Here is a 22,672-nt window from a genome sequence, read left to right as displayed (position 1 = left end):
GCCGCGAGTCGCCGAGGCCGGGCCACCCGCACGCCGGTGGACCACTCGGCGACACCTGACGCCCATCGACCGGCGTGTTACAGGGTTCGTCATCATGCGCGACACGATCGGTTACGTGAGTCGTCGTCATAGCCGTGCGCCGACACGTCAACGTACAGTACGGTCATCACGGGGGCTATTCAATGAGCTGACACGACATCGTGTCTCGACATCAGGAGCACACATGCCTTTCGAACAGAAGTACAGCGACGAGACGCGCGAGAAGTCGCTCGCCCGGGTGCTCGAGCGTCGCGAGGCCGAGCCCGGCAACCGGGCCATCATCCGCGAGACCGCGTCCGAGTTCGAGGTGGGCGAGCAGTCCCTCCGTGGGTGGATCCGAGCCCACGAGCGCTCGATCGCCCCCGCGCCGGCACCCGACGACGAGGTCGAGCGAGAACTCGACGCCACCTCGGACGACGACGACGCGGCCGTTCCCGCGACGACGGCCACGCCGCGTCGGGGCCGCCCCCCGGGTTCGGGGTCGGCCGCCACGGCCGAACGAGTCGCCGAACTCGAGGCCGAGGTCGCCAAGTTGCGCCGGGACCGCGAGGCCCTCAAGGGCGCCATGGCCGTCCTGCTGGCCGACTGACGCCGACGGCCACCGGCCCGGGGGTCGGGGCGCGGCCCTATGCTGTCGCCACGCAGAGCGCGCGCACCACTTCGTGCAAGGGGACCCACATGGCAGGCAAGTTCGTCGTCACCCAGGACGCCTCGGGCGAATACCGCTTCGCGCTGACGACCGGCACCGGCGACGTCATCGCCTCGTCCGAGTCCTACAAGCAGAAGGGCTCCGCGATGAACGGCATCGACGCCGTGCGTCGCACCGCCGTCGACGCGGTGGTGGACGACCGCACGACCGCCCCCGTGCCGGGACACGCCGACTGATCGCGGCCCTGGGCCCGCGTCCCCCGCGTCACCCGGGGCGGTCCCCGGTGGCGACGGGCCGCGAGGCGTCGTTCGACCAGGCGCTCCACGACCCGGCGAACAGCACGGGGTCGAACCCGGCGATCGTCGCGGCCAACGCGTTGTGGGTCGCCGTGATGCCCGACCCGCAGTAGAGGGCGACCGGCGTGGCGGGCGTGACCCCCGCCTCCTCGAAGCGGGATCGCAGCACCGCGGCGTCGGCGAACCGGCCGGTGGAGTCGAGGTTGCCCGACGTGGGCAGGTTGACGGCGCCCGGGACGTGATCGGCCCGGGGGTCGACCGGCTCGACGTCGCCGCGGTAGCGCTCGGCGGCTCGGCCGTCGACCAGCACACCGGTCGACGGCCAGGCGGCTGCCGCGTCGGCGTCGATGACGGGCCAGGGGGTGTCGCTCAGGGTGACGTCGCCGGGCACGACGGCCGAGTCGCCCCGTTCGAGCGGCAGCCCCGCCTCGGCCCAGGCCGCGAGACCGCCGTCGAGCAGACGCACGTCGGTGACGCCCGAGGCCCGCAACAGCCACCAGGCGCGTGCCGCCGACTGCCCGCCGAGGTCGTCGTAGACGACGACGGCGTCACCGTCGCGGAGTCCCCACCGCCGGGCGGCGGCCTGCAGCTCGCCACGGTCGGGCAGCGGGTGACGTCCCTCGACGGGCTCGCCGTGCCGGGCGAGCTCGGAGTCGAGGTCGACGTAGACCGCGCCGGGCAGGTGCCCCTCGCGGTACGCAGGGCGACCGTCCGGCCGGTCGAGCCACCACCGGACGTCGAGCAGGCGCACCACACCCCCGCCGGTCACGGTCGCGTCGAGCTCGGCTGCGGTCACGAGGGGATGGGTCATGCCCACGAGGCTAACGGGACGCCCGCCGACCGGACGGGGGTGTGAGCCACGGTCGCGGCCGCGGTCACCCGAGGAGGCGCGAGTCCACCGGACCCCGCCGGTCACGACACACACCTGAGGACTTCTCGATGTCGAGGGACCGCGCGGACGGGGACCGGTCGGTCCCCTAGCGTGAGGTCATGACCGCGGCGCGCTCCCCGTACGAAGCCGCGATGGGTGACGAGCTCGACCGACTGCACCCGCGCCTCCGGACCTACTTCTCGGCCGTGCCGGCGGGCTCGGTCGGCCGCGGGCGGGGCACGTTCGCCGTCGTCGGCACGCCCCGACGGTGGCTCTGGCCCGTGCTCTGGGTGCTCGGTCGCCAGGGCGTGCTGTTCCCCGTCGACCGACGCGACGTGCCGTTCCGCGTCACCAACCGGGGCGTGACCGACGCCACCGGGGCGGTCGCGGTCCACGCCGTGCGCAGCTTCGACTTCGCCGACGGATCGCGTCGCATGGTCGACGCGATCACCGCCCGGGGCGACGGCCTCGAGGACCGCCTCGGCCACCGGCGCCGCTGGTCGGCCCGACTACGCGCCACGGTCGCCGACGGGGCCCTGACGATGACGTCGACGGGAACGGCGCTTCGCGTGGGGCGGGTGCACGTGCCCCTGCCACGCGCCGTCGCCCCGCGGGTGACGCTGCACGAGAGCTTCGACGAGTCGGTCGGCCGCCAGCGGGTGTCGGTCGTGCTCGACTCCCCCGCGCTCGGCCGACTGTACGAATACACCGGTCACTTCGACTACGAGGTCGTCGCCGACGACCGGCCGGGCGGCCGCCACACCGACACCGACCTCCACTCCGACCCCGACCCCGACCCCGACCCCCGACGAGGACCACGCCCATGACCGACCACATCGTCCTCGCCGGAGCCAGCGGCTTCATCGGGCAGCACCTCGCGGCCGCGTTCCGCGCCGAGGGCGCCCGGGTCAGCCTGATCGGGCGGCACGGGCCCGACGCCTCGTGGGGCGACACCGCCGGCATCACCGCCCTGCTCGACGGGGCCGACCTGCTCGTCAACCTCGCCGGCAAGAGCGTGAACTGCCGCTACGGCCCCGAGAACCGTGCCGAGATCGTGCGGTCGCGCGTCGAGACGACCCATGAACTGAAGGAGGCGGTGCTCGCGTGCACCGCGCCTCCTCGGGTCTGGATGAACTCGTCGACGGCGACCATCTACCGCCACGCCGAGGACCGCCCGATGACCGAGTCGGGCGGCGAGATCGGCTCGGGCTTCTCGGTCGACGTCGCCACGGCGTGGGAGGCCGAGTTCTTCGCCGGCGAGCTGCCCGCCACCCGCCGCGTCGCCCTGCGCATGGCCATCGTGCTGGGTGACGGCAGCGCTCTCGTCCCCCTGATGAACCTCGTGCGGGCGGGACTCGGCGGGCCGCAGCTCGACGGCCCCTGGCCCGCCACCCGGGCCCGGCTCGCCGCGGGCACGTACCACCACGAGGGTCGGGGCGGTGGGCGGCAGAAGTTCAGCTGGATTCACGTCGACGACGTGCTCGGGGCGATCCGGTTCGCCCGCGACGACGAGTCGGTCGACGGTGTGCTCAACCTGTCGTCCCCGAACCCGAGCGACAACCGCACCATGATGCGCACGCTCCGTCGCGTGCTCGGTGTGCCGTTCGGTCTGCCCGCCTGGCGCTGGATGCTCGAACTCGGCACGGCCGTGCTGCGCACCGAGACCGAGCTCGTGCTCAAGAGCCGGTGGGTGCTGCCCGAACGCCTCGTCGACGGCGGGTACGAGTTCGTCCACCCACATCTCGACGAGGCCCTGAAGAGCATCGTCGCCGGGAGGCGCGGCGCGGCCTAGCGGCGGACGTCGCGGACCGGGTGCACCGGGTCAGCGCAGCACGGAGCTGAGCAGCAGGCTGGTCTCGCTGTTGACCACGCCCTCGACGCTGCGGATGCGGGCCAGCACGCGGTCGAACTCGCCGAGCGACGACGTGCGCAGCTCGGCGACGAGGTCCCAGCCGCCGTTGGTCGTGTGCAGGGACGCCACCTCGGGGAAGCCCCGCAGCTGGCGGATGACGTGGTCGGTCGAGCGTCCCTCGATCTCGATGAAGCCGATGGCGCGGATCAGGTCGGGATCGTCGGCCTCGCGCACCCGCACGGTGTAGCCGAGGACCGTTCCCGACGCCTCGAGCCGGTCGAGCCGTGAGGTGACCGTCGCCCGGGTCACGCCCAGCCGCCGGGCGAGGCTCGCCGCCGTTTCGCGCGCGTCGACCCGCAGGGCGGCCAGGAGGCGCCGGTCCAGTTCGTCAAGATCCGCCATGCACGAAACGTACAGCACGACCGCGCAGATCACCGGTTCGAGCGTGCGTAATGACGCTCCCTGGTGATTGTGGCTGCACATCGCCCAGTCCTAGCGTGGTGTCACCCGGACGCGACGACCGAGCCGGGCCGAGCAGGAGGAGGTCGCCGTGGTGCGCTTCGTGGACGTGCAGAACATGATCCGATGGGTCACCGACCGCGGCGTCGGCCCGATCACCAGCGGCATGGTGACCGCCCTCGAGCGCGACTTCGCCCGGTGGCCCGCCTTCGACAAGTCGCCCCGCGTCGCCTCGCACAGCCCGATCGGCGTCATCGAGCTGATGCCCGCCAGCGACAGCGAGACCTACGGCTTCAAATACGTGAACGGCCACCCGTCGAACCCCGGCCGCGGCTACCAGACCGTGACCGCGTTCGGCGTGCTCGCCGACGTCGACACGGGCTACCCGACCTTCCTCGCCGAGATGACGATCCTCACCGCGCTGCGCACCGCGGCCACGAGCGCCATGGCCGCCACGCGCCTCGCGCGGGCCGACTCGCGCGTGCTCGCCCTGATCGGTGCCGGCTCGCAGGCCGAGTTCCAGGCGCTGGCGATGCGGGCCGCCCTGGGGCTCGAGACGGTCCGCGTGTTCGACGTCGACCCCCGCGCCACCGCGAAGTTCGTCCGCAACCTCGAGCCGCTCGGCTTCGACATCACGGTGTGCGCGAGCCCCGGCGACGCGGCCGACGGCGCCGACGTGATCACGACCTGCACGGCCGACAAGCAGAACGCCGTCGTGCTGCCCGACGAGGCCGTGCGCCCCGGCGTGCACGTCAACGCGATCGGCGGCGACTGCCCCGGCAAGACCGAGCTCGACCCGGCGACGCTGCGCCGGGCCGACGTCTTCGTCGAGTACCCCGAGCAGACCCGCGTCGAGGGCGAGATCCAGCACCAGGCCGCCGACTTCGCCGTGACCGAACTGTGGCAGGTCGTCGCGGGGCAGCGCCCCGGCCGCACGAGCGACGAGCAGATCACGATCTTCGACTCGGTCGGCTTCGCCATCGAGGACGTCTGCGCCCTGAAGTACCTGCGCGAGGACGTCGTCGGCACCGACTACGCCGTCGAGATCGACCTCGTCGCCGACCCCGACGACCCGAAGGACCTCTTCGGGCTCGTCGCCGCCCGTCGGCCCGTCGGCGTCTGAGTCGTCGGACCCCGGCCCCGCACCCGCCCCCGACGCCGCGCCGAGACCGTCGTGACGATCCTCGACCACCCACCCCGCGCCTCCTCGTCCCCGACGTCGGCACCCCGCGCACTCCGCGCCTCCTCGCGCACCCGAAGCGCCGACGAGGAGGCGCGGCCGACCACGCAGTCCCCCGCCGCGGTCGTGATGGTGCGACCGCACCACTTCACGCCGAACCCTCTGACCGCGGCCGACAACGCGTTCCAGACCGATCCGGCCGAGGTCGACGCGACCCGGACCGAGCTCGCGGCGCGCGCGTTCGACGAGGTGACCCGGGCCGCCGACGCCCTGCGCGCGGCGGGCGTCACGGTGCACCTCGTCGACGACGAGCGGACCGATCGGCCCGACGGGGTGTTCCCCAACAACTGGTTCTCGACGCACGCCGACGGCCGGGTGGTGCTGTACCCGATGCACTCACCGAACCGCCGGGGTGAACGCCGCGCCGACGTCGTCGACCTGCTGCGCGAGCGGTACCTCGTGACCGAGGTGCTCGACCGCTCACCCCTCGAACGGCGAGGGATCGTCGCCGAGGGCACCGGGGCACTCGTCCTCGACCACGTCGAGCGCGTCGCCTACGTCGCGCTCTCGCATCGGGCCGACGAGGCGGCCGTCGCCCTCGTCTGCGACGACCTCGGCTACGAGCCCCTGACCTTCACCGCGACCGACGCCACGGGGGTGCCGATCTACCACACGAACGTCATGATGAGCGTGGCGTCCCGGTTCGCCCTGGTCGGTCTCGAGTCGATCGCCTCACCGGGCGAACGGAGGCGCGTGGTCGAGCGCCTGTCGACGTCGGGACGCGAGGTGGTCGCCCTGACCCGTGCCCAGCTCGGCGAGTTCGCCGGCAACGCGCTCGAGCTGCAGGGGGCCCACGGGCCCGTGCTGGCCGTCTCGGCACGCGGCTGGGCAGCGCTCACACCGTCGCAACGCCGCACGATCTCGCGTCACGCCCGCCCCCTGCCGCTGGAGGTGCCGACGATCGAACTCGCCGGGGGGTCGGTGCGCTGCATGCTGGCCGGAGTGCACCTGCCCGATCTGCCGGGCCTGCCACCGACGCCGCCTCGCTGACGAGGTCGCGACCCTTGCACGCACTGCAGCTTCTCAGCACTGTCACGGTCGCTTGAGGGCACGCCCCCAGCGGACACCCACGTACCGTCTTCTCAGGAGCCTTCTCCGCTGTCCGGCCGCTCGCGCCGCGCAGTTCGACCCGCCTCATCAGCCCGACCCACCCGGAGCACCCCCGTGGACGTCACACTGACCACCTGGCTCATCACCATCGCCGTCACCATCGCGTTCTTCGTGTTCGAGTTCTTCACCCACGTGCGCAAGCCGCACGAGCCCACGATCGGCGAGTCCGCCCGCTGGTCGGCGTTCTACATCGGGCTCGCGCTGCTCTTCGGCGTCGGCATCGGGTTCACGAGCGGCTGGGGCTTCGGTGGCGAGTACTTCGCCGGCTACCTCACCGAGAAGGCGTTGTCCATCGACAACCTGTTCGTCTTCCTGCTGATCATGACCGGCTTCGCCGTGCCGCGCATGTACCAGCAGAAGGTGCTGATGATCGGCATCGTCATCGCACTGATCATGCGCGCCGGCTTCATCGCCGCCGGAGCCGCGCTGATCGAGAACTTCTCGTGGGTCTTCTACCTCTTCGGTGCCCTGCTCTTCGTGCTGGCCTACCAGCAGATCAAGGGCGACCACGGCGGCAACGCCGCCGACAACGCGTTCGTCAAGATCGCCCGCCGCGTGCTGCCCGTCGACGACGAGTTCCACGAGGACAAGTTCACCGTCAAGAAGGGCGGCAAGCGCTTCGTCACGCCGCTGCTGCTCTGCGTGATCGCGATCGGTTTCGTCGACCTGGTCTTCGCCCTCGACTCGATCCCGGCGATCTACGGCCTGACCAACGAGGCGTACATCGTGTTCACGGCCAACGCCTTCGCCCTCATGGGTCTGCGCCAGCTGTACTTCCTGATCGGCGGTCTGCTCGAGCGCCTGGTGTACCTGTCGCAGGGTCTCGCGATCATCCTCGCGTTCATCGGCGTCAAGCTGGTCTTCCACGCCCTGCACGTCAACGAGGTGCCGTTCATCAACGGTGGCGAACCGCTGCTCTGGGTGCCCGAGATCCCGATCTGGTTCTCGCTGCTCTTCATCGGCGCGACGATCACGGTCGCCACGGTGGCCAGCCTCGCCAAGACCCGCGGCGACGCCCAGAAGGCCAAGCGCGACGAGATCGACGGCGAGAAGGTCACGGTCGCCAAGGACTCGGACGACCCGACGCGCCACTAGGCGTCGGCGTCGGCCCGGCCCGGCCCGGCCCGGCCCGGCCCGGCCCGACGACGCACCGCACCGCACCGCACCGCACCGCGTTTCGTGCACGGCACCTCGACTAGTCCGGGTGCGGTGCACGAAACGCGGTGCGGTGTCTTGTGAGGGGCTCCGCGTCCCCACGACGCGGAGCCCCGGGCCCGTCACCCGCTGATCACGGGCGGCGGGAGTCGTCGGCCGCCTCGAGCCGGGCGCGCAGGGCGGCCAGCTCGTGGCGCAGCGCGTCCGGCAGGGTCGACCCGAACCGGTCGAAGAACTCGGCGGTGAGGTCGCACTCGGCGAGCCAGGCGTCCGTGGGCACCGCGAACGACTCGGCCAGCGCCTCCTCGCTGAGGTCGAGGCCGTCGAGGTCGAGGGCTCCGGGTGCGGGGGCGAGGCCGAGCGGCGTCTCGACGGCGTCGGCGGTCCCCGCCAGGCGACCGGCGATCCACGCGATCACCCGCGAGTTCTCGCCGAAGCCGGGCCAGAGGAACGAGCCGTCGCCTCCCTTGCGGAACCAGTTGACCTGGAACACCTGCGGCGCCCGGTCGCCGAGCCCCGCCCCGAGCCGCAGCCAGTGCGCGAAGTAGTCGCCCATGTCGTACCCGCAGAACGGCAGCATCGCGAACGGGTCGCGTCGCAGCTCACCGACGACGCCCTCGGCCGCGGCGGTCTGCTCGGACGCCACCGTCGCGCCGACGAACACGCCGTGTCGCCAGGACCGTGCCTGGGTGACGAGCGGCACGTTGGTCGCGCGACGCCCGCCGAACACGATCGCGTCGAGCGGCACGCCGTCGAACGCGTCCCAGTCGGGGCTGAGCGACGGGCACTGCTCGGCCGGCGCCGTGAAGCGCGAGTTGGGGTGGGCGGCCGGGGACGAGGAGGCGGGGGTCCAGTCGTTCCCCTGCCAGTCGGTCAGGTGCGCCGGCGCTTCGGCGGTCAGCCCCTCCCACCAGACGTCGCCGTCGTCGGTCAGCGCCACGTTCGTGAAGATCGTGTTCGCGTGCAGGGTGCGGACGGCGATCGGGTTCGACGTTTCACCCGTGCCGGGGGCGACCCCGAAGAAGCCGGTCTCGGGATTCATCGCCCACAGTCGACCGTCGGGGCCGGGTTTCATCCAGGTGATGTCGTCCCCGAGCGTCTCGACCTGCCAGCCCGGCAGGGTCGGCCGCATCATCGCGAGGTTGGTCTTGCCGCAGGCCGACGGGAACGCGGCGGCGACGTGGAAGGCCCGCCCCTCGGGGCTCGTGACCCTGATCAGCAGCATGTGCTCGGCGAGCCAGCCCTCGTCGCGTCCCATCGTCGACGCGATGCGCAGTGCGAAGCACTTCTTGGCCAGGAGCGCGTTGCCGCCGTACCCCGAGCCGAACGACCAGATCTCGCGCGTCTCGGGGAACTGGGTGATGTACTTCGTCTCGTTGCACGGCCAGGTCACGTCGTCGCGAGTCCTGGCGTCGACGTCGCGCAAGGGGAAGCCGACGCTGTGCACGCCGCGCACGAAGGGCACGTCTCCGTCGGCGCCCCCGAACGCGGCCAGCGGCTCGGAGCCGACGCGCGCCATGATGCGCAGGTTGAGCACGGCGTAGGCGGAGTCGGTGAGCTGGACGCCGAGCTGCGACAGGGGGCCACCGACCGGGCCCATGCTGAACGGCACGACGAAGAGCGTGCGACCCCTCATCGAGCCGGCGAAGAACGGGCGGAGTTCGCGCTTCATGGCCCCGGCCTCGCGCCAATTGTTGGTCGGTCCGGCGCCCGTCGGGTCGGTCGTGCAGATGAAGGTGCGGTCCTCGACGCGGGCGACGTCGCCGGGGTCGGTCCGGGCCAGGAAGCTGCCCGGGCGCAGGTCGGGGTCCAGAGCGATCAACGCACCGCTTGCGACGAGGTCGGTGGTCAGCCGCTCGGCCTCGGCGTCCGAACCGTCGATCCATCGGACGGCGTCGGGGTCGAGCAGGTCGACCTGCTCGGCGACCCACGCGACGAGCGTGCGGGGAGCCCACGACGGAGCGGGCACGTGGCGGCGGCGCGCGGTGCGCGCCCAGTCGGTGGGCGGGGCCGCGGGCGAGGTCGAGGAGGCGCGGGTCGTGTCGCCGGGGACGCCGGGGTCGAGGGGGCGGGTGGTGATCATCGTGTGGCCTCCAGGGTCAGGTCGAGCAGGTCGTCGTCCGAACGGGACGTGGTGCGGGCGGGGCGTGGCAGGGACGGAGGCGTGCCTCCGGCGAGGTGCTCGAGCAGGCGGACGACCTGGCAGCTGTAGCCGAACTCGTTGTCGTACCAGACGTAGAGCACGACCCGTCGGTCCGAGCCGTCGCCGGACACCACCGTGGCGAGCCCGTCGACGACGCCCGCGTGGCGCGAACCGACGAAGTCCGTCGACGCGACCTCGGGCGACTCGACGTAGTCGATCTGTCGCCGCAGGGGCGAGTCGAGCGAGACCCGACGCAGGTGCGCGTTGAGCTCGTCGCGGTCGACGGCCGTCCCCAGCCGCAGGTTCAGCACCGCGACCGAGACGTCGGCCGTCGGCACCCGGATCGCGCTGCCGGTCAGCCGCCCGGCCAGTCGCGGCAGCGCCTTGGCGACGGCCTTCGCCGCCCCCGTCTCGGTCAGCACCATGTTGAGCGAGGCCGAACGCCCGCGTCGGTCACCGGGGTGGAAGTTGTCGGTCAGGTTCTGGTCGTTCGTCACCGCGTGGACGGTCTCGACGTGCCCGGACTCGACGCCCCAGCGGTCGTCGAGCGCGGCGAGCACCGGCGTGATCGCGTTCGTCGTGCAGGACGCGGCGGCGACCACGACGTCGTCACCCAGCGTCTCGTGGTTGACGCCGAACACGACGTTCGGGATAGCGCCTCCGCCGGGGGCGGTGAGCAGGACGCGCGACGCGCCCCGCGCCTCCAGGTGTCGTCGCAGCGACGGCTCGTCGCGCCACCGACCGGTGTTGTCGACGACGATCGCGTCGCGGATGCCGTACCGCTCGTAGTCGACCGTCGCGGGGTCGTCCGAGTAGATCACCTGGATCGTCGTGCCGTTCGCCACGATCGTGTCGGCGCTCTCGTCGACGACGATGGTGCCGGAGAACGGGCCGTGGATCGAGTCGCGGCGCAGCAGGCTGGCCCGTTTGACGAGATCGTCGGTCGAGCCCCGACGCACGACGACCGCGCGGAGCCGGGCGCCGCCACGCTCGCCGGCGTGCTCGATCAGCAGCCGTGCCACGAGTCGACCGATGCGACCGAAGCCGTAGAGCACGACGTCACGGGGCGCCGGGCCGCCGCCACCGCGACGTCCGACCACCTCGGCGAGCTCGGCGCGCACGACGTCGGCGAGCGACCGGGCGGGCTGCTCACCACGGGCGATCCGGTGCCGGGCGCTCAGCCGGGCGAGGTCGATCGACGCCGGCCCGAGCTCGAGGCCGTCGAGCACCCGCAGCACCGACAGGGTCTGCGCGGGGTCGAGCTCGTGGTCGTCGAGTCGACGGGCGAACCGGTGCAGCTTGAGCACGCCGACGGGCGACCGGTCGAGCAGGCTGCGCCCGTGGATCGACACCACCACGCCGTCACGGCGCCAGAGCCGACCGATCACCGGGATCATCGCCTCGGCGAGGGCGATGCGCTCGGCCCAGGCGGCCTGGCGGGCGTCGTACCGGGCGGCGCCGTCGTCGAGCGACTCCGGGGTCGCGGTGGAGGTCGATGGCATCGTCTCTTCTCTCGTCGTCGAAAGCGGTCTTTCTCCACGATGAAGGCCCGAGACCTTGATCCACGGACGACGGATGCGTAAAGATCGGATGTTCTTTCGCCGCCGTCAAAGAAGACCCTCCGGAAGGGGTGCCCCGTGGTCGATGCCGACCCCCTGCTGCTCGGCCAGGCCGTCCGACACGCCCGCACGGCCCGTGGCCTGACCCTCGACCAGCTCGCCGCACGGGTCGAGGTCAGCGCCAGCCAGCTCTCGCTGGTCGAGACCGGCCGCCGCGAGCCCAGGGTGGGGTTGGTCCGGGCCCTCGCGGCCGCCCTCGACGTGCCGCTCGCGACACTGCTGGCGGCCGAGCCGCCGAGCGAGCGGGCGGCGCTCGAGATCGAACTGGCCCAGGCGCAGCGGGGATCGCTGTACCGCTCTCTCGGCCTGCCCGAGGTGAAGGCGAACAAGGGCATGAGCACGCCGGTGCTGCAGACGATCCTCGGGCTGCACCGCGAGCTCGCCCGTCGGCACAGCGAGGCCAGCGCGACCCCCGAGGAGGCGCGGCGGGCGAACACCGAGCTGCGGCTCTGGATGCGCGGGCACGACTCCCACCTGCCCTACGTCGAGGAGGCGGCGGCCGACCTGCTCCGCACCGTGGGCCACACCTCGGGCGCCCTGTCGCACAGCGGCGTGAGCCGCATGGCTCGCAGCCTGGGACTCGAGATCATGCACGTCGCCGACCTGCCGCACTCGGCCCGGTCGGTGATCGACCTGGCCAACGGGCGCATCTACCTGCCGCCCGCCTCGATCCCGGGCGGTCACGGCCTACGAGCACTGGCCCTCCAGGCGATGGCGCACCGCCTGCTCGGCCACGAACGGCCGTCGACCTACGCCGAGTTCCTGAAGCAGCGGCTCGAGATCAACTACTTCTCGTCCGCCTGCCTCATGCCCCTCGAGGCGGCGGTGGACTCGCTGCAGAAGGCCAAGGCGCAGCGCGACCTCTCGGTCGAGGACTTCCGCGACGGCTTCGGGGTCACCCACGAGGCGGCGGCGATGCGCATGAGCAACCTGCTGACGTCGCACCTCGGCATCCGGATGCACTTCTTGCGGGTCACCGGCGACGGCGCGATCGCCAAGGCGGCCGAGAACGACGGACTGCCCCTGCCGACCGACGTCACCGGAGCGGTCGAGGGGCAGCTGGTCTGTCGGCACTGGGCCGCGCGCACGGCCTTCGCCCGGACGAACCGCACCACCGAGCACTACCAGTACGACGACACCCCGGCCGGCACCTTCTGGTCGGCCTCGCAGACCGGCACGACGGAGCACGACGAGTTCTCGATCACGGTGGGCGTGCCGTTCGCCGACGCGAAGTGGTTCCGCGGACGCGACACCGAACGCCGCGAGGCCTCGACCTGCCCCGACGAGTCGTGCTGCCGTCGTCCGCCGGCCGAGCTGACGGCGAGGTGGCGCGACGCGGCGTGGCCGAGCGCCCGCCTGCACGCCCACGTGTTGGCCCCGTTGCCGTCCGGCACCTTCCCCGGAGTCGAGGACACCGAGGTCTACGAGTTCCTCGACCGGCATGCCGGCTGAGACGCTCGCGCTCCTGCTCGGCCGGTGGGCCGTCACGCGCGAGATCGACGACCACCGCACGGGCGAGCGCGCCCGGTTCGACGGGACGGCGACGATCGAGGAGGCGCGCGCGGACTCCGACCTCGTGGCGACCTACGACGAGGCCGGCGAGCTCGTCGTAGGTGGTCGACGGACGCCCGCCACCCGGCGGCTCGGCTACGCGCCCCGGGGCGACGGCTCGCTCGACGTGCGCTTCGTCGACGGCCGGCACTTCGTCGACCTCGACCTGCGGACGGGCACCTGGGAGGCGCACCACCCGTGCGCCCCGGACCACTACCGGGTCGAGACCCGGGTGCTGTCGCCCACGTCGTTCGACGAACGGTGGACGGTGCGCGGCCCGGCGAAGTCGTACGACGCGCTCACGACCTACGATCGCCTGCCGGCCTAGAGCTTGGCGGCGAGCTCGGCGTCGGTCGGCTCGACCAGGTGGCTGCCGTCGGGGAAGACCACGACGGGGATCTGCGTGCGACCGCTGACCGCGTAGGCGCGGTCGGCACCGTCGGCGACGGCCTCGAGGTCGACGTAGTCGTACGCGACGCCTTCACGGTCGAGGAGCGCCTTCGAGCGGCGGCAGTCACGGCACCATTCGGCGCCGAACATCAGGATGCGGTCGGGGGCGGTGTCGGTGCTCATGGCGACCAGGGTACGCGCGGTGGCGGGCTCCCGGCTCGCGAGGAGCGAACGACGTTCGGTTTTTCGTTCGGGGGCCTTGCGGGCCACGGGGGGTGGCATGTCAGACTGGATGAGCGCCCTCGTCGTGGAGTGGCAATCCCCCAATCCACCCGCCAGCAGCATGGCCCGCGACGAGTGTGCTGCATCGTGCAGATCCGGGGCCGACCACGAGTCGGCCGCCGGCCCCCACGATGCCCCCGACGAGATCATCGTCGTGCGCACGCGCCACGGGCCCGGAGGCAATCCCGTGACCGACACCCTTCAGCGACCGCCCGAGACCTCGAACACGCCCGCCGTGCGCACGCCCGTCGCCGCGCCTCCCACGCGCTCGTCGACCGGGCACCCACGCGACACCCGCCCCACGCCGCAACCGCACCGCCTGACCGCCTCGGGCGTCGTCGGCATCGCCGTGCTCGGCCTGGCGACCTTCTTCGCGATCACCACCGAACTGAGCCCGGTCGGACTCCTCTCGACCATGAGCACGGACCTCGGCGTGAGCGAGGCGCGCATGGGCGTCGTCGTGACGGTCTACGCCGTCGCCGTCGCCGCGCTCGCCCTGCCGCTCACCTGGGCCACCGCGCGCTTCCCCCGCAAGGCCGTGCTCGTCACCACCCTGGTCGGCTACACCGCCTCGAACCTCATGGTGGCGCTCGCGCCGAGCTTCGGGGTGCTGCTGACCGGCCGCGTGGTCGGCGGAATCGCCCACGCGCTGTTCTTCTCGGTGGCCTCGGCCTACGCGACGCGCATCGTGCCGCCGCGCCTGGCGGGCCGCGCGATCGCGTTCGTCTACTCGGGCAGTTCGTTGGGCTTCGTCGTCGGGGTGCCGCTCGCGACGACGGTCGGCGACCAGCTCGGCTGGCGTCCCGCCGTGGGGGCCGTCGCGGTCGCCACGGCCGTGCTCGCCGTCGTCGCCGCCGTCTTCCTGCCGCACGTCCAGGGTGAGTCGTCGCCGCACGTCGGCTCGGTCCGCTCGTGGGCACACTCGGGACTGCTGGCCGTGGTCGTCGCCGACCTCATGCTCTTCGCCGGTCACTACGTCGTCTACACGTTCATCGGCCCGTACCTGACGGGCGCCGGCCTCGGCGAGGACCTCGTCGGCGGCGCCCTGCTCGTCCTGGGCGGCACGGGCGTGGTCGGACTGCTCGCGGCCGGCGCGTTCGTCGACCGCGCACCGCGGCAGACGCTGATCGTCGCCGTCGCGGTGATGATCGGCGCTCTCGCCGCCCTGCCGTTCGTCCACGGGTCGCTCGTCGGCACCTTCGTCGTCGCCGGCCTGTGGATGGCGGCCAACGGCACGACCGGCACCCTCTTCATGGCCGCGGCGATCCGCACCGGCGGGGTGAGCCCCGACATCGCGGGCGCGCTGATCAACGCCGGGTCGAACGTCGGCATCGCGGCCGGTGCCGCGATCGGCGGGCAGGTCTACGGGATGTCCGGCCTCGCCACCGTACCGTTCGCGGCGGCGGCCATCGTCGCGATCAGCCTCGTCGTGATCGTCGCAGGGCGACGCGGGTTCCCGGCGACCGGCCACGCGCAGGCCACGCTCTCGACCTCGTCCCTCGCGGTGATCACCACGTCCGTGGCGGTCGTCACGACGTCGATCCCGACGGTCGGCGCCGGACGCCGCGGGCCTCGCGGGCGCCGCCCCCGTCGCTGAGCACCCGAGGGGGCGCGCGTCGCGTCGACCCCTCGTCCACCTCGCTCAGGAGGCGCGGGTCCCGTCGTCCCCGCGGCCGGCGGCCTTCAGGCGCGGACTGTCGGGATTCATCAGCGAGTGCCGACGTCCGTAGCCGAAGTAGAGGGCGAGCCCCACGGCGAGCCAGATCACGAAGCGCAGCCAGGTCTCCCAGTGCAGCTGCGAGATCAGGAACCCGCTCGCGAGCACGCCGAAGGCGGGCACGAAGGGCATGAACGGCAACCTGAAGGTGCGGGGCGCCTCGGGCTTCTTGTACCGGAACACGATGACGGCGACGCAGACCACGACGAACGCCGCGAGGATGCCGATGTTCGTCAGGTCGGCGACCTCGCGGATCGGGAAGACCCCGGCGAGCAGAGCCGAGGCGACGCCGGCGATCCAGGTCACCCGCTGCGGGACGCCGCGTCGGTCGGTCCGCGCGAACCAGCCGGGAAGCAGGCCGTCGCGGCTCATCGAGAACCAGACGCGCGTGACCCCCAGCAGGAAGGTCAGCATGACCGTGAGGATCGAGATCACGGCGAAGACCGAGATGATCGTGGCGACCATCGGCAGCCCGACGCTCTGGAACGCCGAGGCGAATCCGGCCGCCGGGTCGATCTCGCGGTAGTCCTGCATGCCGGTCAGCACGAGCGTGGCGAGCACGTAGAGCACCATGGCGACGATCAACGACAGGATGATCGCCTTGGGCATGTGCTTCTTCCCGTCGACGCTCTCCTCCGCCGCGGTGCTCATGGCGTCGTAGCCGAAGACGGCGAAGAACACCGTCGCCGCCCCCGTGAACACCGGGCCGAAGCCGTTCGGCACGAACGGTGACCAGTTCTGGGTGTCGATGTGGAACAGTCCGAGCCCGATGATGAAGAGGACCAGCAGCACCTTGAGGCCGACGGCGACGATCTCGAACCGGCCGAAGGCCTTCGACCCCCGACTGAGGATGAACGTCACGAGCAGGCAGACCACGATGGCGGGCACGTTCACGACGCCGCCCTGCCCTTCGTCGGGCGTCGAGGTCATCCAGGTGGGCAGATGCACGCCGAGGCCCGAGAGGAACGCGTCGAAGTACCCCGAGATGCCGATGGCCACGACGGCGACGATCGCGACGTACTCGAGCAGGAGGTCCCAGCCGATGAACCACCCCACGATCTCGCCCAGCGCCACGTACCCGTAGGTGTAGGCCGAGCCGGCCCGCGGCACCATGCCCGCGAACTCGGCGTACGAGAGGGCTGCGGCGGCGGAGGCCAGTCCCGCGATCAGGAACGAGAAGAGCACGGCCGGACCGACGCCCGGGTTCGCGTCGTCGCCGTGCGCGACGAGCCCTGCCAGCGAGAAGATGCCGACGCCGATGATGCCGCCGACGCCGATCGCCGTGAGCTGCCACAGACCGAGGCTCTTGAACAGCCCGCTGCCTCCGACTTCGTCCTCGATCTCGACGATGGGCTTCTTGCGCAACACGGAGCGCGATCCGTCATTGGATGCCATGCGACGAGGGTAGACCTGGGCTTCGCATCCGCACGTCCCCCACAAGGCGGACATCGATGACCCCCGCTCTGGGGACTCCGCTCGACAAGCGAGAAGCTTTATTGTCGAAACATCCACTTCCGTGGAGCCCCCGTACCCGTGGGGGCGACACGCGGGCGCCTGAACCCCCGCGTGTCGAGCAGGACCGACGTCCGGCCGGATCCGACCCGGCCGGACGCCCCCACCCGAGGACACCACCACTCCATGTCGCTTCTCCGCGCCCCCGCGCGCCCCCGCCGTCGCGCCCTCTCGTTCGCTGCCTTCGCCACCGCCTCCCTGCTGGCGGCCGTCGCCGTCACGCAAGCCGTCTCGCCGACGCCGGCGCAGGCCGCCGACTCGCTGTCGTGCGACCAGAACACCCTCTACGCCACGGGGAACGACGGCCAGTTCGTGTCCATCGACGCGACGACCGGTGCGGCGACCCCGGTCCTCGCGGGCACCAACCCGCTCGCGCCCGCCAACAACGCGCTCGGCATCAGCCGGAACGGCATCGACGCCTACGCGATGCAGAACGGTGGGAGCACGCTCGCCCGCTACTCGACCACCTCGGGCATGGTCACCAAGGTGACGGGCGTCGACTCGGCGCAGACCCTGATCCGAGGCGCGGTCAACCCCGCCACGGGCATCTACTACTACGGCAGCAACGGGGCCAGCGCGTCCCTCGGCGCGTACGACCCTGCCGGCACCGGCACGAAGATCGGGCGCGTCGGCACCATCGGTGGGCTGATCGGCGACCGGAACGGCGACTTCGCCTTCAGCACGCGCGGCCTGCTCTTCGTCGTGACCGGCGACCAGGTGCGACGGGTCGACGAGACCACGATCCCCACCAAGAAGGAGGCCGCAGGCGCCCCCGCCCTGGCGACGTCGCTCGTGGCGACCCTGCCCACCAGGACGAACAGCCCCGGCATCGCCTTCACCTCGGACGGCTACCTCTACGTCTCGAGTGACAAGTCGATCATCAAGCTCGACCCGGCCTCGGGTCAGCAGGTGGGGCAGACGATCCCGACGACCGCCGGGTTCGACCTGACCGACCTCTCGAGCTGCAACTACGCCAACACACTCACCGGCGCGGCCGACGTGTCGTCCCGCTGGAAGAGCGGCGACCAGTTCGCCCTCGCCGTCTCGGGCGGCGGCATCGACGAGAGCAACCCCGGCAACCGGACGACCACGACCGGCAAGAAGACGGGTGTCCAGGACCAGGTCGCGGGTGCCGCCCTGACGATCCCCCAGCGCCAGTACACCGTGACGCAGTCCGCGGCGGGCACCACACGCCTCGCGGACTACCGCACGACCTGGTCCTGCGTGAACGTGAACAAGGACTCGGCCACCGACAAGAGCGCGCTCGTCGCCCATGGCGACGGCGACGTCGCCCGGTTCACCTTCCCGTCCGCGACCACCGCCGACGGCACCGACGTCGTCTGCACCTTCACGAACACGGTCGTCGCGACCTCGGCCGCAGCCTCCGACGACACCGGGACCACCGCCTCCGGAACCACCCTGACGGTCGCGGCGCCGGGCGTCCTCTCCGACGACACCGGCACGGACCTCACCGTCACCTCGAACACCCGTCCCGCGAACGGCGAGGCCACCGTGGCGGCCGACGGCTCGTACGTCTACACGCCGGCCACGGGCTTCTCGGGCACCGACACCTTCCGGTACACGACGACCGACGGAGGCGGTGGCACGTCGACCTCGACGGTCACGGTCACCGTCACCCCCACCGGCAGCGACGACGTCGCGACCGCTCGCGCCGGACAGGCCCTCGTGGTCGACGCCGCCTCGGGCGTGCTGGCGAACGACTCGGGCACCGGCCTGACCGCCGCGGTCGCGACCGGCACGAACCACGGCCAGCTCGTGCTCGGCACGGACGGCTCGTACCGGTACGTGCCCGACGCCGGGTTCTCGGGCACCGACTCGTTCACCTACACGGCGACGGACGTCGAGGGCGAGAGCACCACGAGCACGGTGACCATCACCGTGCTGCCCACCGCCGTCGACGACACCGCGAGCGCGGTCGCGGGCACCCCGACGACCATCGTCGGCAGCGCCCTCACCGCGAACGACGACGGCACCGACACGAAGGTCACCGCCGTCTCGACGCCGGGCCACGGCACCGCGTCGGTCACCCCCGCGGGCGACGTGCGCTACACACCGGCGGACGACTTCTCCGGCACCGACACCGTCGACTACACCGTCACCGACGGCCGAGGCGGTACCGACACCGGCACGATCACCGTGACCGTCGCGCCGCGCGCCTCGGCCGACACCGCCGACGCCATCGCGGGCTCGTCCCTCGACGTGCCCGCCGGGCGTGGACTGCTCGCCAACGACGGGGGCAGCGGCCCCCTCGAGGCCACGCTCGCCACGGCTCCCACGAACGGCACCGTCGTCGTCAACCCCGACGGTTCGTACGTCTACACGCCGACGAAGGCCTTCTCGGGCACCGACACCTTCACCTACACCCTGACCGACGCGAACGGCGTCACGAGCACCGGCACGGTCACCGTCGCCGTCGCCCCGAAGGCCGTCGACGACGCCGTCGACGTCCTCGCGGGCGGCGACGCCCACCTCGACGGACCCGGCGTGCTCGGCAACGACCTCGGCACCGGCCTCGGCGCCGCGATCGTGACCGGACCGCAGCACGGCACCGCGACGATCGCCCCGGACGGCGTGTTCGACTACACGCCGACGCCCGGCTTCTCGGGCACCGACACGGTGACCTACCAGGTCACCGACGCCGCGGGCGGCACCTCGACCGCGACGGTGACGATCACCGTGACACCCGTCGCCGTCGACGACGCGGCGACCACGCCGAACGGCACCACGGTGACCACGCCCGCCTCGGCCGGGCTGCTCGGCAACGACCGCGGCACCGGGCTGCGCGTGACGGACCACGGCACGCCCTCGCACGGCACCGTGGCGGTCGACGCCGACGGCACCTGGAGCTACACACCCGACGCCGGCACCTCGGGCACCGACTCGTTCGAGTACCAGGTGACCGATTCGGCCGGGCAGACCGCGACGGCCCGTGCCTGGATCATCGTCGGCGACCTCGCCGTCGAGGACCGCGGCACCGTGACCGCCGGTCGCGACCTGCCCGTCGGCGCGAAGGACGGCCTGCTGTCGAACGACAGCGGCACCGGCCTCACGGCGACGCTCGACGGGACCCCGCGCCACGGCGACGTGACCGTCGCGAAGGACGGCTCGTACGTCTACACCCCGGCGAAGGGCTTCTCGGGCACCGACAGCTTCACCTACACCGCGACCGACGCCGAGAAGCAGACGAGCACGGGCATCGTGACGATCGTCGTGCTCCCCGACGCCGTCGACGACGTCACGTCGACGAAGGCCGGGACGACGGTCACCGTCACCGCCCCGGGCATACTCGGCAACGACCTCGGCACCGACCTGCGCGCCGAGATCGTCGACGCCCCGGCCCACGGCACGGCCACGATCACGGCCGGCGGCACCATCAGCTACACGCCCGTCGTCGGCTTCTCGGGCACCGACCGGCTGACCTACCGCGCCACCGACGGGTCCGACGGCTCGGACGTCGCCACGGTCACGATCCACGTCGGGCCGATGGTGGTCGACGACTCGCCCGTCGGCGGCACCGTCGCCGACCAGCCCCTCGTCGTGGACGCCGCACACGGCGTGCTCACGAACGACACGGGCACCGACCTGACGGCGAAGGCCACCGACCAGCCGAAGGCCGGCACCGTGACGATGGGTCCTGACGGCTCGTACACCTACACGCCGGCGCCCGGCACCTCGGGCAAGGACACCTTCGGCTACGAGGTCACGGACGGCAACGGCCAGAAGGGCGCGGGCACCGTGACCATCGTGGTCGCCCCGAAGGCCCTCGACGACGTCGCCATGGTCGTGGCCGGCGGCCGAGTGACGGTGGCCACACCGGGCGTGGTCGGCAACGACCTCGGCACCGGCCTGACGGTCACCGCGTTCACCCCGGCACCGCACGGCACCGTGACGATCGCTCCGGACGGAACGTTCGACTACACGCCGGCACCCGGGTTCTCGGGCGACGACATCGTGGTCTACACGGTCACCGACCGCGACGGCGGCACCGACACCGCGACGGTCACCGTCACCGTGGCGCCCCGGGCGATCGACGACCGCTACACGACGCCCGCCGCGACCACGCTCACCGTGCCGGCCGCCGGCCTGCTCGGGAACGACCTCGGCACCGGCCTGACCGTGACGGGCGTCGGCACCCCGGCGCACGGCACGATCGCCACCCGCCCGGACGGCTCGTTCGTCTACACCCCGGACGCGGGCTTCTCTGGCACCGACCGGGTCGAGTACACCGCGACCGACGCGTCGGGCCACGCCACGAAGGCCACCGCCACGATCGTCGTCGGTGCCCTCGCCGTGGACGACGCCGGCAGCACCCGCGCCGGCACCGCGCTGACCGTCGACACGGCGCACGGCGTGCTCTCGAACGACTCGGGCAGCTCGTTGACCGCGACGCTCGACGCCGCGCCGACGCGCGGCACGGTCGAGCTCGCTCCCGACGGTTCGTACGTCTACACGCCGACGGCCGGCTTCTCGGGCACCGACTCGTTCACCTACACGGCGACCGACGGTGAGGGACAGACCCGCACGGGAGCCGTGACCATCACGGTGCTGCCGACGGCCGTCGACGACAAGGCCGCGACGCCCGCCGACACGACGCTGACCGTGGACGCCCCGGGCGTGCTGGGCAACGACCTCGGCACCGGCCTGCGGGTCACCACGACGGGCGCCGCGGCTCACGGCACGGTCACGATCGACGCCGGCGGCCGCCTGGTCTACACGCCGACGGCCGGGTACTCCGGTCCGGACGCCGTGTCCTACGGGGTCGCCGACCGCGACGGCGGCACCGCGACCGCCACGGTCACCATCACCGTCGGCGTCAAGGCCGTGGACGACTCGGGCACGACGATCGCCGGAAAGCGACTCGTCTCGGGCACGATCGGCGGCGTCATGCGCAACGACGACGGTTCGGCCCTCTGGGTCGCCCTGGCGTCCGGGCCGGCGCACGGCACCGTGACGCTCGACCGTGACGGTTCGTACGAGTACCTGCCGAACGCCGGGTTCGTCGGGGTCGACTCGTTCGACTACACGGCGACCGATGCCGACGGGCAGACCGCCCGCGCCACCGTCACGATCACGGTGTGGGGAGCGGCCGTCGCGGTCGACGACCAGCAGCGCGGCACGACCGACCACGCGGTCACCGTCGACGTCACGGCGAACGACGCCCCCACCGAGGGTGCGACCTTCGACCGCGGCACCGTCGTGATCGTCGATCCGGCCACCGGTGACGGCGTCAGCACGCTCAGCGTCCCCGACCAGGGCACCTGGACGGTGGCCGACGTGAACGTCGTCTTCACCCCCGCGAAGGGCTTCGACTCGAAGGCCTCGGTGCAGTACCGCGTGACCGACACGGCGGGCGAGACGGTCCAGGCCGTCGTCACGGTGTCGTTCCCGATGATCCTGTCGGCGACGCAGCTCGCCTTCACCGGCAGCGCCTCGGTGCTCGGCATCGCCGCCATGGCCCTGCTCGGGGTCGCCCTCGGCCTGGCGCTGTCGCGTCGCGGTCGTCGCGTGACCGGCCCGATCCGCGGCCGCCGCGCCGAGTAGTCCACCGACGCACGGATGTCCCCGTCCGCTCGCCCCTCGTCCCGAGGCGGCGGACGGGCGGGGACGTCCGTCGTCCAGGAGGCGCGGCGGCGGTCCCCCGGACGGCGACCGGAACAGCCGCGCATTCGCCCGAGTGATCGGCGTACTCATGCGTGGTGGCCCATGGGCCTTGCTCTCGGGCTTCGCTCTCGGGATCTCTGTGGACTCAGCCTGCGAAGCTCATCG

General features: G+C 72.2%; 17 protein-coding genes. 11 read left to right on the top strand and 6 right to left on the bottom strand.

Features of this window, described 5'->3' with window-relative positions:
* Positions 1–223 precede the first annotated feature (223 nt).
* Together EDF50_RS08470 and EDF50_RS08465 are read left to right on the top strand one after the other, a co-directional pair.
* A complete protein-coding gene (locus EDF50_RS08470) occupies positions 224–628 on the top strand; it encodes a hypothetical protein (RefSeq protein WP_123519126.1) in 405 nt (134 codons plus the stop codon).
* An 89-nt stretch (positions 629–717) separates the two neighbouring features.
* Positions 718–924: a DUF1508 domain-containing protein gene (locus tag EDF50_RS08465; RefSeq protein WP_123519125.1), complete on the top strand. Its 207-nt coding sequence runs from the start codon at positions 718–720 to the stop codon at positions 922–924.
* A 28-nt stretch (positions 925–952) separates the two neighbouring features.
* Here the strand turns inward: EDF50_RS08465 and EDF50_RS08460 are convergent, their stop codons facing one another.
* Complete coding sequence (locus EDF50_RS08460; protein WP_123519124.1) at positions 953–1,795, bottom strand: sulfurtransferase; 843 nt, start codon at positions 1,793–1,795, stop codon at positions 953–955.
* Positions 1,796–1,974: 179 nt separating this feature from the next.
* Here EDF50_RS08460 and EDF50_RS08455 point away from each other — a divergent pair, with 179 nt between their 5' ends.
* Positions 1,975–2,682: a DUF4166 domain-containing protein gene (locus EDF50_RS08455; protein ID WP_123519123.1), complete on the top strand. Its 708-nt coding sequence runs from the start codon at positions 1,975–1,977 to the stop codon at positions 2,680–2,682.
* Positions 2,679–3,647, top strand: a complete 969-nt coding sequence (locus tag EDF50_RS08450) for an epimerase (protein ID WP_123519122.1) — start codon at positions 2,679–2,681, stop codon at positions 3,645–3,647. The genes EDF50_RS08455 and EDF50_RS08450 overlap by 4 nt, the downstream gene beginning before the upstream one ends.
* A gap of 30 nt (positions 3,648–3,677) precedes the next feature.
* On the opposite strand, the gene EDF50_RS08445 is transcribed toward EDF50_RS08450, so the two are convergent.
* Positions 3,678–4,109 carry an Lrp/AsnC family transcriptional regulator gene (locus tag EDF50_RS08445; protein WP_123519370.1) on the bottom strand — a complete coding sequence of 144 codons (432 nt, stop codon included), beginning with the start codon at positions 4,107–4,109 and terminating at the stop codon, positions 3,678–3,680.
* A gap of 148 nt (positions 4,110–4,257) precedes the next feature.
* On the opposite strand from EDF50_RS08445, the gene EDF50_RS08440 reads away from it, so the two are divergent.
* From EDF50_RS08440 to EDF50_RS08430, 3 genes are all read left to right on the top strand, one after another.
* A complete protein-coding gene (locus EDF50_RS08440) occupies positions 4,258–5,289 on the top strand; it encodes an ornithine cyclodeaminase (protein ID WP_123519121.1) in 1,032 nt (343 codons plus the stop codon).
* Positions 5,290–5,340: 51 nt separating this feature from the next.
* A complete protein-coding gene (gene ctlX, locus EDF50_RS08435; RefSeq protein WP_199738686.1) occupies positions 5,341–6,396 on the top strand; it encodes a citrulline utilization hydrolase CtlX in 1,056 nt (351 codons plus the stop codon).
* A gap of 174 nt (positions 6,397–6,570) precedes the next feature.
* The gene (locus EDF50_RS08430) at positions 6,571–7,611 is read left to right on the top strand and encodes a TerC family protein (RefSeq protein ID WP_123519120.1); all 1,041 of its coding nucleotides are present in this window, start codon (positions 6,571–6,573) and stop codon (positions 7,609–7,611) included.
* Positions 7,612–7,804: 193 nt separating this feature from the next.
* Here EDF50_RS08430 and EDF50_RS08425 read toward each other — a convergent pair whose 3' ends face one another.
* Positions 7,805–9,754: a phosphoenolpyruvate carboxykinase (GTP) gene (locus EDF50_RS08425; RefSeq protein ID WP_123519119.1), complete on the bottom strand. Its 1,950-nt coding sequence runs from the start codon at positions 9,752–9,754 to the stop codon at positions 7,805–7,807.
* Positions 9,751–11,316 carry a glyceraldehyde-3-phosphate dehydrogenase gene (locus EDF50_RS08420; RefSeq protein WP_123519118.1) on the bottom strand — a complete coding sequence of 522 codons (1,566 nt, stop codon included), beginning with the start codon at positions 11,314–11,316 and terminating at the stop codon, positions 9,751–9,753. Before EDF50_RS08420 ends, EDF50_RS08425 begins: the two co-directional genes overlap by 4 nt.
* 135 nt (positions 11,317–11,451) lie before the next feature.
* Between EDF50_RS08420 and EDF50_RS08415 the strand changes: the two genes are divergently transcribed.
* On the top strand, positions 11,452–12,885 hold the full coding sequence (locus tag EDF50_RS08415; protein ID WP_123519117.1) for a helix-turn-helix domain-containing protein: 1,434 nt from the start codon (positions 11,452–11,454) through the stop codon (positions 12,883–12,885).
* The gene (locus EDF50_RS08410) at positions 12,875–13,312 is read left to right on the top strand and encodes a DUF6314 family protein (RefSeq protein WP_123519116.1); all 438 of its coding nucleotides are present in this window, start codon (positions 12,875–12,877) and stop codon (positions 13,310–13,312) included. Before EDF50_RS08415 ends, EDF50_RS08410 begins: the two co-directional genes overlap by 11 nt.
* On the opposite strand, the gene EDF50_RS08405 is transcribed toward EDF50_RS08410, so the two are convergent.
* Positions 13,309–13,557: a glutaredoxin domain-containing protein gene (locus tag EDF50_RS08405; RefSeq protein WP_043594734.1), complete on the bottom strand. Its 249-nt coding sequence runs from the start codon at positions 13,555–13,557 to the stop codon at positions 13,309–13,311. The genes EDF50_RS08410 and EDF50_RS08405 overlap by 4 nt on opposite strands.
* A gap of 286 nt (positions 13,558–13,843) precedes the next feature.
* Here EDF50_RS08405 and EDF50_RS08400 point away from each other — a divergent pair, with 286 nt between their 5' ends.
* Positions 13,844–15,253: an MFS transporter gene (locus EDF50_RS08400; RefSeq protein WP_158612667.1), complete on the top strand. Its 1,410-nt coding sequence runs from the start codon at positions 13,844–13,846 to the stop codon at positions 15,251–15,253.
* Between the two features lie 45 nt (positions 15,254–15,298).
* Here EDF50_RS08400 and EDF50_RS08395 read toward each other — a convergent pair whose 3' ends face one another.
* Positions 15,299–16,768: an amino acid permease gene (locus EDF50_RS08395; protein ID WP_123519114.1), complete on the bottom strand. Its 1,470-nt coding sequence runs from the start codon at positions 16,766–16,768 to the stop codon at positions 15,299–15,301.
* A gap of 243 nt (positions 16,769–17,011) precedes the next feature.
* Between EDF50_RS08395 and EDF50_RS08390 the strand changes: the two genes are divergently transcribed.
* Positions 17,012–22,447, top strand: coding sequence for an S-layer family protein (locus tag EDF50_RS08390; RefSeq protein WP_123519113.1), 5,436 nt, complete (start codon positions 17,012–17,014; stop codon positions 22,445–22,447).
* The last annotated feature ends 225 nt before the right edge of the window (positions 22,448–22,672 follow it).

Source organism: Frigoribacterium sp. PhB24, assembly GCF_003755185.1.
In the GTDB taxonomy this organism is placed as follows: Bacteria; Actinomycetota; Actinomycetes; order Actinomycetales; family Microbacteriaceae; genus Frigoribacterium.
The sequence above is the reverse complement of the archived record's forward strand: the minus strand, read 5'-3'. Positions and strand labels throughout refer to the sequence as shown.